Raw genomic sequence first — 14,940 nt, 5'->3', positions numbered from 1 at the left:
GATGTTGAAACCGGCAGCGCACAGCACCGCATGCAGCCGGTCACCCCGCTCACCTTTGAGGTGACAGCGGTCCATGCGGTGATCGGCTTTGAGGTGGCCGATGATGGGTTCGATGGCCTGGCGCCGCTTGAGCTGGCGTCGCTCCTGCTCGCTGATCCGTTTGGCCTTGCCCCGGTGCACGATGTGCACATCCGGGTTGTCCGCATCCACACCCCGATAGCCCAAGTCGACGAACGCCGTCACTGGTTTTGCCCTGCTGTCCTGCATCAGGATCGTGGCCTGCTCCAGTTGCTCGCTCAGCGTATGCCCGTCGTACGGGTTGCCGTGGAACGCCCGGGCGCCCACGATCAGGTTGCCTTTGAAGGTGCTGGCGATGCCCACCTTGACCCCGAACTCGTAGGGCTGTTTGGCCTTGCCTTTGCTGATGCAATCCACCTCGGGCGCGTGCCAGGCGTAGAGCTTGGGTTGTCCTTCGGCGGCTTTGCGCTGGCCGCTCTGGGCCACGATGCGCCGGGCTTTGTTCAAGGTCTCGCCCAGCGCATCCCGCACGGCAGCCCCGATGGCGCTGGCCTTGCGATCAATCTCGCGCTGCAGTCGGCCGACGATGGTGCGCTGGCGTTTGATGGCCCGGCGCATGCGCTTGAACTGGCGGGCGTGGGCATAGCGCCCGGCCTTGTGGCTGAGGTGTTGGCCTTCCTTGGCGAAGGTCTGCTTCAGCTCGATGCCGGCGTCCTTGGCCGCCTCCACCAGCTTGGCGCGCGCCGTCTCCAACAGTCGGCTGTCGGTGGGATGCGCAACGGCCTTGTGCTGCACGGTGCTGTCCACGATCACGCGCGTGAGCTCCTGCGGCTTGATCAGCTTGAGGTCCACGGCCACGTTGATGGTCTGAGCCAGCAGTTCTTCCACACCTTCTTCGCCCAGCAACTGGCGGAACTTGATCAGGGTGGTGGCGTCGCAGGGGCGGTGGTGTTCAAAGTACGCCTGGCCCGAGAAGAATTGCCAGGTCGGCGTCTCGCCCCAGCGCTCGACGACACCCTCGTCGGACTCGTTGAAGGCGTGTTTGAGGTACAGCAGCGCGATCATGATGCGCAGCGGTATGCGGGGGCGTCCTGCGTTGCTGGCCACTGCTGCACGCTGCACCTGCTCACCGAAGAGGTCCAGGTCGGGCATGACCACACCAGCGCGGCCTTTGCGGGAGAAGACCTGAGCCACCCGCGCTTCGATCTCTTGCCAGGGCATGCGCGAGGCCAACACCGCCAGCGGATGGCGCAGATCGATCATGTGATCGATGCGCGAGCGGAAGAAATCGTCGGTGGCGGGGCAGGCAAACAGCACGGCAGAACTCCCAGAAAACTGCCCCTATTGGAAATCAAACTGGGAGTTCCGGCTACCCGCAATCACCCCGAAAGCCCTGTGTTTATGCGGGTTCCGGGGATTCTTCAGGGGCGACTAACGACTTCGCCAATGAACTCCATTCTTAGCGAGACCTGCATCTTTGTGGCTCTTCTTCATATGTGAGAGCACGTTGCAGCGCCGACCACGCAGCTGAACTATGTCATTGAGCGTCAGCTTCTTGATCCGATCTCCGTCGGCTCATGGCCGGGAGCGTGAGCACGCGGCAGTGCCGGGAACAGGACCTTCGCTGCCAGAGCTCTCGCCAACCAAAGCCAGGCCTCGGCACTGTCCACGAACTGCTACTGACGGTCAGGAGCTGCCCGTCGCGATGGGCAGCTTTCGGGAAGGTTGTCTTTTGCGCCCGAGCCCCGCATCTCGGTCAGCCCGGACAATTCTGCGCACTCCTAGCCCTCGCTCCTCTTCTCACGCACTCGCCGGCGTCGCTCAAACGCTGCCTCCCAGTCTTCTTGCCACGACGGCAGCCCGAGGTATATCTGCTGGCTGGCGTTGCAGTGCTCCATGAGCGAATGCACATTCCGGAATCGCTTCTGCAGTTCTTCACTCCAGCAACGGGGAGGGCGCTCCCATGTCAACAACTCTGCGCTCGTGAGGATCAGCACGGGATTCAGGGGCCTCCCAGCCTTCCAGTACTTGCGCCCGAACTTTGCGAGACGAGTAAGCGCGGCGATTTCCTCCTTGGTGAGACTCTCGCGCAGCGTACTGAAAACCAGAATCGCCCCGGGGAAAGTCTCGGCGAGGTAACGCATGCGCTGAAAATCCTTGGGCTTAAAGAGCCCATAGCTCTTGCATTCACCGAACAAGATCCCGGCGGTTTCATTGCCATAGCTCCCGTCTCGCCAAAACATGGCGAGATCAGCCTCAAGGGCCACCTTGCCCGGCGACGTCGCCTCAAAACTCGGAACGGATGTGCTCCGACGCAACAAAGCTCCCCGCCCAGCAAGTGCCTCCAGCGTCAGGAGGACCGAGAACGCACCGTCCGCAAAGTTCGGCACGCTGAAGGGACCAGCCGTCCGATAGAACCAGCCACTCCCACTCCGCCCTTGATCAATATTTCCCGCGGCGCGAAACGTGTTCAAGCACTTGGGACAGTCAAACTCCTCCTTCAGCGTCGCCATGGCAAACCAGCTGTTTCGCTGGCAATTGGGGCATTTCGTCTGCAGACCGAGCTTAAAAATACCTTTCTGAACAAACCATTCGTAGCGATGAGCGTTCAGTTTTCTCTTTACGTCGGCAACAGATACCTCCCGCACAGCGACAACCCTGTCGTCTTTCTGCGCGCCGTCCCTGCTGACCGTTCCTCCGTTCATGTGCTCGATCAGAGCTAGGACGTCCTTGTTAGCGAGCATGCTGACAAGGCCGCCGACGCGCTTGTAGATCTGCTTGGCCAGAATGCCTGGACTTGAGAGCTTCGCCTCCCAGCCGCGATCCTTCAGCCAGGCGAAAAAGATCTTCTCCGACGCGGGGGCCTTGCGCGACTCGCCCGAAACGCTGCGGACGATCCGGACCAGGCCATGACGTCCTACGCGCCACTCGCCAAACCGGCCGATATTGCCGGTAATGGCATGTAGGAGTTGGTCGCCCTCGACCTTTGGATAGACCTCGGCCAGATGTTCATCAGCGCCGTAGAGGCGTAAGTCGAACTCGTTCACGCATCGACCATTGCTCCGGAACCAATTCTCGCGACCGAACGACGGAATCAAAGACTTGAGCCGAATGGACAAGTCCTCTTCTCCCGCGATGTCGATGGTTTCGTCGTCCTCGCCATACACGTCGGCAACGCCGCCTTCCTTGCCTCGCGCCCATTCGTCCCACAGCCTTGGATACCAATGCTGAAGGGACATCTGTGATGTCGCGGCACCCTGCTGGCCGTCCGCTGACGGCAGCGCCAGGGACTTCGCAAATACCTGCATCTCGTCCATCGTGCTGTGGCGGCTTCGAATCAAGCTTGCAACATCGAAGCCACGGCCGCCATCCCCCCAAGGACGACGATGTTCGTCGAGATATTCAACTACGACCTGTTTGAAGGACCCAACCTCGAGGAACTGCTTTGGCAACGGGAGAACCGGACGTCCAGAGGCTCTAAGGTTCCAATAATCGATGACATCCTCCACTTTCGAAGCGTCCATGAAGAAGACCGAGGCGCTTCCGCGAAAGCCGACACCTCCTTGCACGCGCATCGCCCATTGAGTGATACGCCTTGGAAAGAGCACGTTCCCGTCGGTCAGCTCGCGAAAGTTGTCTGCGCGTACTTCCGGCTTTGAGAGATCCAAGGCGTCTGCAAACTCCCTGTCGATAGCTTTGGCAATATGCGCTGGGTACTCGCCGAAGACGCTGGCCCAAAATAGCCCTAGCGCCTTGGGAATAACGGGAACGATGGCCTTAAGCGGATACTTTGCCTTGAACTTGAAGTGTTCCTTGTAAATGTCCAGAAGAACATCGAGCACACCAATCCCGAAAGCGGGTTCGTTCGCATCTATATTTCGACCGCCGCTCCAGATATCACCCGGTTTGAGAACCTCCAGTTTCGTGTCGAGGATGTACTTGGGGAGCTCCTTTCCGAACTGGACCAGGATGTCTGGATCAAATCCGTCGAGGTACCCCTTCACCACGCTCTGAGCCGGAGGAGGCTTCAATGGCCCATCACGCCAACTGGCTGGCATGCGCTTGTGCACGGGGATGATCGGAAAAAACATGCCACCCCACTGAGTGCAAGCCAAGCGGATGGCTTCGCGTACCTGTGTGGCGCTGTTCGGGTCGACCATGAGCGCCAACTTGAGCGGCCGAACTTTGATGTCTGCGGAACCGAGCATTTCTCCTCCTGGCTTCTCTATCCAATTGAGTCTAGTCGGTCAGTCGCTGAACGCCCGCTCTAGGGCGACCGGCTGGTTCTAGCGACGGGCGGTAGTGGGTTGGTACCGCCAGTCCAGGTGATGGGGAAGCGGTCCGTCGTGCCGCGCCATCCGGGTCGAGGGAGTCCGATGTCCGCAGTACCCCATACAGCCGACATTCATGACTTCGCGTGTGACGATGCCCGACGACTGCTTGGTGCCAGTCAGCGTGAGGACAACCGCCGCCGGCGACCGGCTCCAGTCGCTGCACTGCGGTTGTCGATGGCCAGGACCTCTCGGGCTGCTTGGGGAAGGTACCGCGGGCCCGAGTGATGGAAAGCGGACGATCAAGCGGCGCCAGCCCGATCACGGAAGCCCTATGACCGCAGTACCACATATAGGCTCCGTCCGAGCCAGTGCCGTTCGCCGTGCCCATAAGCCACTTCGTGACAGTCAGCTTGCGGCTGCTCTTTCCGACAGCTGCGCGGCATGCCAGTTTTCGATTTTCTGATGGCGACCGGGCACGAAGGGGTAACTGCTGCCGTCCGACGAGATAATCTCCGGCAATGAAGACCAGTCAGAGCCGCCAAGTTAAGAGGGCAAGTGCAGAGCAACTGAGTGACCAGCGCTACCAGGAACTGCTTCGAAGTGCCAGCACGTTTTTTGCAGCGGCCGAGGATGACGATGGCGCGCAGCGAGCTTCCGTGATCGATGACATCAAGAAGACCATGGCCCAGTACGGATTGACGGTTGATGACTTGATGTAAGCCAACGCCAGACGTTCGCTTGTTCCCCTCGGTCTCATCGCTGAGTTGCCTTACTCGGGTGACACATTCTCGACATCAGGCACGTGCTCCATCAGGTCTTCAACCTGGCATCCGAAGTACGCACAAAGTTTGTCGATTGTTTCCGTACCTGTGCCATATCCCCGTTGGTTCAGGATCTTGGACAGAGTCATCCTGTTGAGGCCTGTGCTGGCCGCAATCTCACTGATCGTGATCCGGCGAGCTTCGTTGAACTGCCGCCTCTCGATCATCTCCCCCAGCTTGAACCTGATCATGATGCGAGAAGGCGTCGAATGATAAAAATATTGATCAAATGACTTGAAAAGTCATCGAGGCTGTGTAAGATATGCAGCAAGTGATAAAAATATTCATCACTTGATTCGTTCATCATACAGGAGCGCACGATGACAGAGCATACGTATCTGACGACTGAAGAACTTGCGGACAAGATCAAGTACGACCCGCGGACGATCAGGGAGCGTCTGAAGGACAGTGTCCTACTGGAGGGCGTGCACTATTTCCGCCCATTTGGCGGTCGAAAGATCCTTTTTCTTTGGGAAACCATTGAACGGGACATGAAGGTGCCGTCCGCTACCCAGCCAGTTGGCTTCAGTGGCATTCCCATGGCCAACGGAGCAATGGTTCATGGCTAAGGTTGTTGCCCGAAAGGAAACAGGAAAGCTCCAGATCGACTTCACTTACAAGGGCGTTCGGTGTCGTGAGCAGACAGCGCTGATGGATTCACCAGCCAACCGCAAACGGGTTCAGGCGGTGGTGGACAAAATGAGCGATGCGATCAAGGAAGGGCGATTTGTCTACGCGGACTTCTTCCCGGGCAGTGCAATGGCTGAAAGGTTTCGTTCTGATCGCAAAGCGCCTGATCGGGTACCAGAAAACGGCAGCGGCGCGGAAGAACCATCAATAGCCACAGGCCCCACCTTCAGTGAGTTCGCCGACCAGTGGGTCCAGGAGCACAGCATCGAATGGCGTCGTAGCCATATTCGCTCGCTGCTTTCAACGCTGGACGGCCGCATAAAGCCCTACTTCTCCAACAGGGTGATCACCAGCATCACCAAGGCCGACGTTCTTGCTTTTCGTGCGGCCCTCGCCAAGGAGCCGGGACGGGGTGGCAAAGCAGGTTTGTCGGCCAAGCGCATCAACGAAATCATGGGCACGCTCCGGCAAATCCTTGCCGAAGCCGCTGACCGGCTCGAGTTCACGTCACCGGCCCTGAACCTCAAGCGCTTGCGCGTCAAAAAATCCGATGTGCAGCCGTTTTCGCTGGACCAGGTCCAGACCATCCTGGCCACCGTCAGACCAGACTTCAAGGACTACCTGCAGGTGCGCTTTCTCACGGGGATGCGCACCGGAGAAATCAATGGTCTGAAGTGGAAGTACATCGACTTTGAACACCGCTTGATACTGGTGCGAGAAACCCACGTCCTGGGTGAAGACGACTACACCAAGACCGACGGCAGCCAGCGGGACATCCGCATGAGCCAGCCCGTGTACGAAGCCATGCTTCGGCAGCAAAAGATCACGGGCACGGTGTCGGAGTACGTCTTCTGCAACCTGCTGGGACAGCCCTTGGACAACACGAATTTCACCAAACGTGTCTGGTACCCGCTGCTGCGCCACCTGGACTTCGAACTGCGGCGCCCGTATCAGACCCGGCACACAGCGGCGACGTTGTGGCTGGCAGCGGGAGAAGCCCCGGAATGGATCGCTCGACAACTGGGCCACACCAGCACCGAAATGCTGTTCAAGACCTACAGCCGGTATGTGCCCAACATGACACGACAGGACGGATCGGCCATGGAGCGGCTGCTGGCGAGTCGCATCGGTACCGCACCACTGGCGCGCATCACGGAGCATGTCCTTGACGAGCACGGGAACTCACTCGAGCAGGAATCCTTTGTACCGGCATCAGAACAGCTTCCCAGCCCCGTGCCGAAGCCCCGCGGATACGCCGCCGCTCACCGTCGTCTGAAACCACATGGATCGGATGGAGGGCAAGGTCCACCACCGTGCGGAGGGAAGAGGACACCGAGCCCGGCCATGCCTCGCGCCGGGTTCTAGGTCCACCCCAGCCCCCAACTTCTGAACCCTCTTGCCAACGTCACAGCATGGCGTGCAAGAGGGAAGGGCGGAGCTTTGCCCGGAGCAGCGGTCTGGAGAGCAAGAGGGCAGTTGCACGGTGGACTCCACCGCGAGAGCTGACCTGACCCAGATTTGACATTGACGATTGCCATGCGAGCCTGAAGCTATGACCAGTTCGAACGTGAACGCGCCAGAGCATCTTCCTCCCTGATCCTGAAATTCCCCTTCAGGCGCAGGAGGACTTGATCACCGCTGCAGCGTGACCTTGCAGTCGGGAGAAGTCTTTCGACCTTGCCATTGCCACCCAAAGCCAAACGCCCAAAGAGCAGGGCGGGGCGAAGCCTTGCCTGAAAACAGCCCATCGACCCCATTCATTCACCCATTCACCAGTCATCCCGGAAAGCGAGCCATCACATGACTTCCAAACCACGTTCATCCAGAACCACTGGATCCAAGGTGCCCCGGCGCCTGCTCAAGCCAGCCGCCCAGAAGAAACTCAACAAGAAGCCGGCTCGACACGGTCGGCAGTTCAAGACGGCTGTCCAGCCCACCATTCCTTTGGTCCCCGCAAGGCGCACGGGCAGTGAAACCGTGCAACGCCACCACCTGCAGGCCCAGGCCTTCCTCTACCTCGATCCGTCGGACACCGATGGCTTCAGCCCCGATGTGATGAACACCTTCTGGGGCGAGGTGAACCGGTTCGCCTGGACCATCTGCCTGCAAGCACCGCACGATGTCTTTGATCTGGTGATCGCGCCCTCGGATCTCCTGCACAGCCTGCAGGTCGGGGCTTCCTCTGCGGACCCGAACCCAAGACCCGAGGATGCCGAGAGCGCGCCGGCACCAGCCGTTGTGCAGCCCGCTGCCGCCGCGCAGCCAGCCCCCAGGCCCGAGCACATCGTGTGCTTCTCTGCACTGGATGGCGCCGTGCTGCTGCCGGTGCACGAGGGGTTGTGGATCCTGCTGCAAGGGCTGAACCCGGCCGGCGACGACGCATTGCGCGCCCTCGCCGGACAGGTGGCCACACCCGATGTCGTGCGCAGTCTGGTGCCTGAGTGGCTGGAGCTCAGCTGGACCGATACGAACCGACCGGGTTCGCCACCGGGTGAATGCATGGCGAGCACCGACGACGTCGCCATCAGCCTGCTGTCCAGCACCGACCAGCCGGCCACAGCCCTCGATGTGCGCCAGCGCTTTTTCGTCTGGATGGTCAGCACCCAGCCGAAAGGCTGAGCGTCACCCCTTCATCTCCGCTGCACCTCGGTTCAGCAACCGATCCCCTTTGTAGAAAGCATCCGATGAACACACCCACCGACAACACCCCGCAGCCCGAACCCCGCCCGCGCAAAAGAGCCGGAGAGGGAGGAAGGGCAGGCGGAGAGAACGCCTCCGCCAAGGGCGCGCAGAACGCCCGCGAGCTGGCCCACTGGAACCACAGCCGCGTGCCCAGCGCCAGCGAACTGCTGGCCATCGGCGAGCTGTTCCAGGGCATGACCCCGCACCGCATGAAGCTGCACCAGCTGGCCTTGCTGCGGGAACACGTGGTGGCCTACCGCATCCGTTGCGGCCATCCCGAGATCGACGCGTTCATGGACGCGATCTTCGAGACCGACTTCAACCTGGAGTGCTACTTCAAGGTGCACGACGCCCGCGCCGGCAGGCATCTGCATCCGCTGAGCCGCAGCACGGGCAAGGTCACGCCGTTCGAGCTGTCCACCCAGCTGGCCTGGCAATGCTCGGTCGCACCCGACGTGCTGCTGGACGAAGCGCCCGTCATGCACGCCGCCGGCTTTTTCTACGCCTGCGGGCACTTCTGGTGCGCACACCCGGTGGAGGTGGCCAAACGCGGAACCCCCAGGGTCCGTCTGCACGAGGTCCGGCAAGCCCGGCGCCGCATGTTGCGGGCCGATCTGGACTTCCTGGCCCGGCAGGTACCCCAGGAGGGCAGGCTGCTCCGGGCGTTGTTGCTGGGCGCCACGGCGGGTGATGGTGTCGATGGCGAGCAGTTCGCCCGACTGCTCACCGTGCTGCACCTGTGGAGCGAACGCATCACCTACCCGTGGGGAACCCAGGTGATCGACCTGAAAAACTGAACCAGGAAAGGACAAGAACATGAAGATGGACACAGTTACCCCTACCGCCGCCAGCGCGGAAGACCGCAAGTTCTTCCGGGACATGGTCGTGCTGATGACGCTGGCGGCCCTGGCCGGCACGGGCATGTACCTGACGTACCAGGACGCGCTGGCCCAGGACGCCGAGGTCGTAGACAGCACTACCGCCGGTTCCCTGATCGCCATGCGCGTGGACAGTCCGGGCAGTCTGCTTCAGCTGCCGGTGGTCACCGTGCTCACCAGCACGGCCACCTACCGGCTCGAAGGCGCCCTGGTCGCACCCGTGAGCGACGAGCTGATCCTGGAGCATCGGGCCAGCGGCAAGCGCTACGTCTGTGTGTCGGCACGCACCCTCTGCGCAGAAGTGATTGCCAGCCAGCCCAAGGAGTGAATGTCATGTACAAACTGATGCCCCAATCCCGCATGAGCTGGCACTACGAGGAAGCGCAACTGCCCAGCTGTGAGCGTGGTTCGCGCCGCGCACCGGCTAGAAAGCCGGCTCGAACGACCCGCCCGACACCGTGTTACGTCTACCTGCTGGTGCACCGCCTCTCGCCGCGCTTCAAGATCGGTGTGAGTGTGGACCCGCAGGTGCGTGCGCGCGGTCTGCCCGACGCCGAGCACATCGCTGAAGAGAGTTCGCTCAAGGCCCTGTTTTCAGACCGCCGGCGTGCGATGGAGATCGAGAAGAGCCTGCACAAGCTCTTGAGCGGTTTCCGGCTCCACATCCACGGGGAAGGGCCTGAACGCTGGGATGGTGGCACCGAATGGTTTTCGATCGATGGCCTGAGCCACGCGGTCAACCTGCTGTCGCAGACCCCGCTGGGTGATGAACAGACCACGCTGGTGACGCTCACCACCCTGGCCGACGAGAGCTACACGAGTGGCCAGCGCCGGAGCTGTCATCGAGAGGCCCAGACACGGCGCTGGTTCGAAGCGACGCACGCCAATCTGCGCCAGATGAACGAGATCGTGAAGGCCCTACGCAAGCTCAACGACAACCTGGACATCGTCCTGCAGTCCGCACAGTCGGCGCAGCCGACCCCGCCGGACATTGCCGAGGGGGGAGGGGAAGCATCCGAACCCCTGGCGGCCCGGCCGGAGGTGGTCTACCTCTGCGGCCTGGGTGACCTGTGGGAGAGCGAGATGCTGGCCAGCCGATTCCAGATGAGCGACTCGGCGTTCTGGATGTTCAGGACCGGGCGCCTGCGTCGGCATGGAGAGCAGCGTTCCTGGCTCACCCGCATCCACTTCGATCCCGACTCCCGCGGCACCCTGGCGCTGTGGGTGGAGGACCGCAAGGCGCTCAGAGCACTGCCCGGCGGGCCGCGCATGCTGGCCCTCTGGGATGGGTTGTGGGAGGGTTGAGAGTTCTGGGCGAGCGGACAAATTTGTCCGCTCTGGTGCATTTCAAAGACCAGCCTGGCGAGGTGCTGTCGGGTTATGACCGGTGCCGGGGCACCCTCGGTGTCAGTCGGATTTCTGATTGATCGCTTGATGGCGGTTGAGTTCTACCTCGCGATTCACCCGCTGGAATTCCTTCACAGCACCCGTCACCGCACCCACGAGCGGCGCGAAGAACAGGCGGGTGCTGTCGTTCCAGATCCGGCGCAGATCGGCGGTGCTCATGACAGATCCTCTCTAGGTGGCTCGTGAAAATTTGAAAGCACATTGTGGTCTTGCGTTGGGGTGGATGCAAGGTGCTTTCGGCCGGAGTGGAGCTGAAACGCAGGGGGTCAATCGATGGTCTTTGCGGGCGCCGGGTGGGCTGGTGGCAATGGAGGTGGCTCCAAGGCTGCACTGAGTCACTCGAACTTGAGTCCTGAGCGACGGGGACGTTCATCACCGACCATTCTGGTCCAGGAAAGGGATGACCGCACTACCGCCGAAAGGAAACATTGGTCAGCGTCGATACTTGGCATTTGTCTCCCCGTCTCATCACCGTGTTTGTCCTCCGCTGCACCCAGAAGCTCCTCGACCGGCTGAACGCCATGCCTGATCCAGAGTCGGCACCGCCGGACACAGTCCTCGGAGACTGGTACGCCAATATGATCCGCGTTGGCCGAATCCAGGTGGTGCTCGCTGTCAGCGAGCGAAGCTTGCTGCCCATAGTGGTGCCGGCACGGGATGGTCGAGCCCTCGTCCAGCGGCTCTGCGAGGCCCTGGAGCCGATGCTCACCGCCATCGGCGTTTCAGCGGACGAAGCGACTGCCGAGCGCGGTGCAATGCAACATTGGTCTGTTGGAAAGACGGCAAACCGCAGAGTCCTGGGATCGCTCAACGACTTGGCATTTCAGCTTCAAGTCGGGCTGTTCGACTTCCCGGATCGAACGCTGCTGGCGCAATCGCTCTGGTTGGCCAAGACGCCCCTGAAGGTCATTGACTACGGTGCACCCGACCAAGCCACACTCGCGGCGTTCGCTGCTCACCGGGCGCTGCAGGCGGCCATCGACCGATGACCGCTTCACTCTGAAGCGAGCGGCAACCCGCGACCCTGAGCGGGCATACGGATGATCGACCAAGAGCTGTCGGTCATACAGCTAGGGCCATGACACCTCGCGCGAGCATGGCTTGTTCAGAACAGGTGAGCCGTATCAGTCTGAAGCTATTGGAGCTCAGCCGCCGCACGGACATCTCGGTGTACTTCTGCGACCCGCACAGACCATGGCAGCGTGGCTCCAACGAGAACACAAACGGACTGGTGCGCCAGTACCTGCCAAGGATCTCCGGCGTTGCTCGGGCGCGCGCTGCGTTCGATCTACTCGCCAAAGAGGCCCAGGTCGGGCAGCGGTTCACGGGGTCGGGCGCGGCGGGAGAAGGTCTGGGCTACCCGCGCTTTAAGCGCCTGCTAGGGCATGTGCGAAGTCAGCACCGCCAGTGGCTAGCGCAGGTCGATCATATGTTCCAAGCGGGCGCGCAAAAAGTCTTCGGTGGTGGGGCGGGCGAACATCAAAAACTCCCTGAAACTGAAAACTATTGGAATCAAAATCTTGAGTTCTGACCATCTGGAATCACGACGGAACACCAGCATTCATGCGGGCTGCGGGGGGTGCAAGGGCGAATATTAACCTCTCTTTGCAATAACATTTGTGTCTCCGCAATACATATAGCCCGCAATGGCAGTCGTATTCATTTCTGAATAGAAGTAAATTTTCCCCGAGGCTGGTGAGCGTCTCGCTGATTGAAAAATTTCTCTGTATTTTTGACTTGCTTGAGAAGTAACTTTTGAAAATATGAAATCCTTCGATGTCGCAACTAATTCAGATAGGCCAATACCATTGTTGGTCGCCATGTCCAAATTGACTCCTTTGTCCATGAGTTTTTCAACAACGAGCACTTCTTCGTCTATATCATCGGCAAAAACGTAGTTGTAGTCGTTTTCGTCTAGTTCGGATTCAACCGTGTTTGAGATGAGTGCATATGCAAATGGTGTTAGTCCGTTTATATCTTTTGCGTTAGGATCTGCCCCCTTGCTCAGAAGGAGCTCGATGGCAATCGAGCTTTTGTAAAGTGCAGCAAGATGTAGTGAGGTTTGCTTGCGATTGTTCAACTCATCGATATTAAGTTTGGTGGCTACGATCTGCTCAAAAGATCGCATGACTTCATTGTTTAACTCATCTGAATCGTATGCTGCACACATTTCTAGTGCCCATTTGTGCAGTAGGCAGTTTCCGAAAGCATCCTTTTTGAGCAAATCATGCCCTGATCTTTTGAGGATATTTAGAGTCGTAGGACAGATGTGACCAAGAAGCAATGGTGGAGCAATTTCATTGTCTATGGGTGGAAGACTGAAGTATCTTTGTACGCAGTTCAGCAAGGCTGGGTGCCTTGCGGCAATGTGCGCCAAGCATTCTCCAGGTCTTGGAGATTTTGTGCATGCACCAACTTTTTTGAATCGAACTAGCGCACTCTCGATTCGTGGAAGTATGTCCTCCTGCTGGATAGCTTGCTCGAAATCCTCCGTGTCGATGCCGATGCCACTCAGATACTCAAACACGGCATGGCTCAGATCGGTGCCGTAGTGAAGTAGAAGTGAAAAGAATTGATCCTCCATAGCTCGGCTATTTTTCATCGATACCTGACCTAGTGCATGCCAAGCCCCGTTTGGAGTTGCACCATGTTCAAGTAGTGTTCTTGCCATATCATATAGACCCTCTTTAATCGCAATAATTAAAGCAGTGATGTCGGAGATCTCGAAAGCTTCAATATCTTCACCATTCTGTACATCAAAGAATTTGATAGCGAGTGGAATGTTTGGATTTAACTCATAGTCTGATAGCAAAACACCAAAAATTTCTGGTGTTGAATAAAGCATTGAATAGCTTAAAAGCGTATGAATCGTTTTGTTGCCTTCGTTAAAATAGTTGTCCTCAAGAGTGATATCAATATCAGAGGAGCTTTCCGAAACTACGAAATCAAGGTCTTCGGCATTTAGGTCTCTCCATTGATTTGTGGACTTGGCCTTGACTATATCAAGCTGATGATTTTTCAATGCTGAAAGCAGCATGCCAATACCTTGAATGTCGTCTTCTGATAGTTTCATATGGCTTCGATATTGATGTTGTTAAATAGGGTGGGCGGATTCAAGTCTGAAGTGCAACACCTGCCACCGAGTAAGGTCCGCAGATGCAAAGCACCCCATCCAAGCGCTATCAACAGCTTCAGCCTGAAGACCGCGTGACCCTGGCCAGTCTGGCCCAGCAAAAGTACAGCGTTCGCGCCATGGCCCAAGTCTTGGGTCGTTCACCAAGCACCATCAGCCGGGAGCTGCGGCGCAACGCTCAGCCCGCAGGCTACGCGAGCACCACAGCGCGTGCCTGCGCCCGACGGCGACGCCTGCAAGGCCGCCCACAGGGCAAGCTCCATCGCGATGGCATCCTGTTCGGGTTGATGCGCCACTTTCTGGGCGAGCGCTGGTCGCCTGAACAGATTGCCCTGACACTGGCCTGCATCCTCCCCAGAGGCCATGAGCACCGCGTGTCACACGAGACCATCTACAACTGCATCTACGCCCAGCCCGTGGGCGAGCTCAAGCGCGAGCTGATCGCCACCCTGCGCCACGCCCACAACAAGCGCGTGCCACGCAGCAAAGGGCAAGACCGGCGCGGTCAGATCCCCGACATGGTGAGCATCCACCTGCGTCCGCCTGAGATTGAGGATCGGCAGTTTCCGGGCCACTGGGAAGGCGATCTCATCAAGGGAGAGGCCAACGCCAGTGCGGTGGGCACCTTGGTCGAGCGCACCAGCAGGCTGCTCATGCTCATCAAACTGCCTGAGTTCAAACCTGCCAGCGCAGCCAACGTGATGCAGGCCTTCTCTGACAAGCTGCTGGGGATCGCAGCGCCCATGCGCCAGAGCATGACGTACGACCAGGGGCGGGAGATGGCGATGCACAAGGAGCTCAGCCGCCGCACGGAAATCGCGGTGTACTTCTGCGACCCGCACAGCCCATGGCAGCGCGGCTCCAACGAGAACACCAATGGGCTGGTGCGTCAGTACCTGCCCAAGGGCACCGATCTCTCAGGCTACAGCCAGGAGCAACTCGATGCCATTGCCGATCAGATCAACAACCGACCTCGCAAAGGTCTGGGCGTACGATCCCCGCTGGCGGTCTATCGAGAACTCCTGCTCAACAGCCCGCAACATTCCACCCTCGTTCATTGAACCCCAGGGTGTTGCACTTCAGACTTGAATCCGCCG

At 59.3% G+C, this 14,940-nt stretch carries 15 protein-coding genes; 10 read left to right on the top strand and 5 right to left on the bottom strand.

The window, feature by feature from the left end:
* Together AC0GNO_RS23600 and AC0GNO_RS23595 are read right to left on the bottom strand one after the other, a co-directional pair.
* A partial coding sequence (locus AC0GNO_RS23600; protein WP_472904709.1) for an IS5 family transposase occupies positions 1-1,332 on the bottom strand: 1,332 nt, incomplete at its 3' end.
* Positions 1,333-1,799: 467 nt separating this feature from the next.
* A complete protein-coding gene (locus tag AC0GNO_RS23595; protein ID WP_472905739.1) occupies positions 1,800-4,226 on the bottom strand; it encodes a hypothetical protein in 2,427 nt (808 codons plus the stop codon).
* A gap of 584 nt (positions 4,227-4,810) precedes the next feature.
* On the opposite strand from AC0GNO_RS23595, the gene AC0GNO_RS23590 reads away from it, so the two are divergent.
* Positions 4,811-5,011 carry a hypothetical protein gene (locus AC0GNO_RS23590; RefSeq protein ID WP_290968135.1) on the top strand — a complete coding sequence of 67 codons (201 nt, stop codon included), beginning with the start codon at positions 4,811-4,813 and terminating at the stop codon, positions 5,009-5,011.
* Positions 5,012-5,061: 50 nt separating this feature from the next.
* On the opposite strand, the gene AC0GNO_RS23585 is transcribed toward AC0GNO_RS23590, so the two are convergent.
* Complete coding sequence (locus AC0GNO_RS23585) at positions 5,062-5,304, bottom strand: helix-turn-helix domain-containing protein (protein WP_290968137.1); 243 nt, start codon at positions 5,302-5,304, stop codon at positions 5,062-5,064.
* Between the two features lie 129 nt (positions 5,305-5,433).
* On the opposite strand from AC0GNO_RS23585, the gene AC0GNO_RS23580 reads away from it, so the two are divergent.
* From AC0GNO_RS23580 to AC0GNO_RS23555, 6 genes are all read left to right on the top strand, one after another.
* Positions 5,434-5,682: a hypothetical protein gene (locus AC0GNO_RS23580; protein WP_290968139.1), complete on the top strand. Its 249-nt coding sequence runs from the start codon at positions 5,434-5,436 to the stop codon at positions 5,680-5,682.
* Complete coding sequence (locus tag AC0GNO_RS23575; RefSeq protein ID WP_472905738.1) at positions 5,675-7,108, top strand: Arm DNA-binding domain-containing protein; 1,434 nt, start codon at positions 5,675-5,677, stop codon at positions 7,106-7,108. Before AC0GNO_RS23580 ends, AC0GNO_RS23575 begins: the two co-directional genes overlap by 8 nt.
* Positions 7,109-7,543: 435 nt before the next feature.
* A complete protein-coding gene (locus AC0GNO_RS23570; protein WP_472905737.1) occupies positions 7,544-8,362 on the top strand; it encodes a hypothetical protein in 819 nt (272 codons plus the stop codon).
* A gap of 65 nt (positions 8,363-8,427) precedes the next feature.
* Complete coding sequence (locus AC0GNO_RS23565) at positions 8,428-9,222, top strand: hypothetical protein (RefSeq protein ID WP_472905736.1); 795 nt, start codon at positions 8,428-8,430, stop codon at positions 9,220-9,222.
* A gap of 19 nt (positions 9,223-9,241) precedes the next feature.
* A complete protein-coding gene (locus AC0GNO_RS23560) occupies positions 9,242-9,631 on the top strand; it encodes a hypothetical protein (protein WP_472905735.1) in 390 nt (129 codons plus the stop codon).
* A gap of 5 nt (positions 9,632-9,636) precedes the next feature.
* The gene (locus AC0GNO_RS23555) at positions 9,637-10,608 is read left to right on the top strand and encodes a GIY-YIG nuclease family protein (RefSeq protein ID WP_472905734.1); all 972 of its coding nucleotides are present in this window, start codon (positions 9,637-9,639) and stop codon (positions 10,606-10,608) included.
* A 102-nt stretch (positions 10,609-10,710) separates the two neighbouring features.
* Here AC0GNO_RS23555 and AC0GNO_RS23550 read toward each other — a convergent pair whose 3' ends face one another.
* The gene (locus AC0GNO_RS23550) at positions 10,711-10,869 is read right to left on the bottom strand and encodes a hypothetical protein (RefSeq protein ID WP_472905733.1); all 159 of its coding nucleotides are present in this window, start codon (positions 10,867-10,869) and stop codon (positions 10,711-10,713) included.
* Between the two features lie 314 nt (positions 10,870-11,183).
* Here AC0GNO_RS23550 and AC0GNO_RS23545 point away from each other — a divergent pair, with 314 nt between their 5' ends.
* Both AC0GNO_RS23545 and AC0GNO_RS23540 read left to right on the top strand, forming a co-directional pair.
* Positions 11,184-11,699: a DUF6933 domain-containing protein gene (locus AC0GNO_RS23545; RefSeq protein ID WP_472905732.1), complete on the top strand. Its 516-nt coding sequence runs from the start codon at positions 11,184-11,186 to the stop codon at positions 11,697-11,699.
* Positions 11,700-11,788: 89 nt separating this feature from the next.
* On the top strand, positions 11,789-12,241 hold the full coding sequence (locus tag AC0GNO_RS23540; RefSeq protein WP_472905740.1) for a hypothetical protein: 453 nt from the start codon (positions 11,789-11,791) through the stop codon (positions 12,239-12,241).
* Positions 12,242-12,304: 63 nt separating this feature from the next.
* On the opposite strand, the gene AC0GNO_RS23535 is transcribed toward AC0GNO_RS23540, so the two are convergent.
* Complete coding sequence (locus tag AC0GNO_RS23535; protein ID WP_472905731.1) at positions 12,305-13,783, bottom strand: ankyrin repeat domain-containing protein; 1,479 nt, start codon at positions 13,781-13,783, stop codon at positions 12,305-12,307.
* An 83-nt stretch (positions 13,784-13,866) separates the two neighbouring features.
* Between AC0GNO_RS23535 and AC0GNO_RS23530 the strand changes: the two genes are divergently transcribed.
* Positions 13,867-14,904: an IS30 family transposase gene (locus AC0GNO_RS23530; protein ID WP_472905065.1), complete on the top strand. Its 1,038-nt coding sequence runs from the start codon at positions 13,867-13,869 to the stop codon at positions 14,902-14,904.
* The last annotated feature ends 36 nt before the right edge of the window (positions 14,905-14,940 follow it).

It is taken from the genome of Hydrogenophaga sp. L310, from assembly GCF_055703065.1.
The sequence above is the reverse complement of the archived record's forward strand: the minus strand, read 5'-3'. Positions and strand labels throughout refer to the sequence as shown.

Excerpts from the sequence above, each read along its gene's own strand:
- AC0GNO_RS23595 (WP_472905739.1), bottom strand. The coding sequence starts at position 4,226 with ATGCTCGGTTCCGCAGACATCAAAGTTCGGCCGCTCAAGTTGGCGCTC.
- AC0GNO_RS23585 (WP_290968137.1), bottom strand. The coding sequence starts at position 5,304 with ATGATCAGGTTCAAGCTGGGGGAGATGATCGAGAGGCGGCAGTTCAAC.
- AC0GNO_RS23550 (WP_472905733.1), bottom strand. The coding sequence starts at position 10,869 with ATGAGCACCGCCGATCTGCGCCGGATCTGGAACGACAGCACCCGCCTG.
- AC0GNO_RS23560 (WP_472905735.1), top strand. The coding sequence starts at position 9,242 with ATGAAGATGGACACAGTTACCCCTACCGCCGCCAGCGCGGAAGACCGC.
- AC0GNO_RS23565 (WP_472905736.1), top strand. The coding sequence starts at position 8,428 with ATGAACACACCCACCGACAACACCCCGCAGCCCGAACCCCGCCCGCGC.
- AC0GNO_RS23555 (WP_472905734.1), top strand. The coding sequence starts at position 9,637 with ATGTACAAACTGATGCCCCAATCCCGCATGAGCTGGCACTACGAGGAA.
- AC0GNO_RS23570 (WP_472905737.1), top strand. The coding sequence starts at position 7,544 with ATGACTTCCAAACCACGTTCATCCAGAACCACTGGATCCAAGGTGCCC.
- AC0GNO_RS23575 (WP_472905738.1), top strand. The coding sequence starts at position 5,675 with ATGGCTAAGGTTGTTGCCCGAAAGGAAACAGGAAAGCTCCAGATCGAC.
- AC0GNO_RS23530 (WP_472905065.1), top strand. The coding sequence starts at position 13,867 with ATGCAAAGCACCCCATCCAAGCGCTATCAACAGCTTCAGCCTGAAGAC.
- AC0GNO_RS23590 (WP_290968135.1), top strand. The coding sequence starts at position 4,811 with ATGAAGACCAGTCAGAGCCGCCAAGTTAAGAGGGCAAGTGCAGAGCAA.
- AC0GNO_RS23540 (WP_472905740.1), top strand. The coding sequence starts at position 11,789 with ATGACACCTCGCGCGAGCATGGCTTGTTCAGAACAGGTGAGCCGTATC.
- AC0GNO_RS23535 (WP_472905731.1), bottom strand. The coding sequence starts at position 13,783 with ATGAAACTATCAGAAGACGACATTCAAGGTATTGGCATGCTGCTTTCA.
- AC0GNO_RS23580 (WP_290968139.1), top strand. The coding sequence starts at position 5,434 with ATGACAGAGCATACGTATCTGACGACTGAAGAACTTGCGGACAAGATC.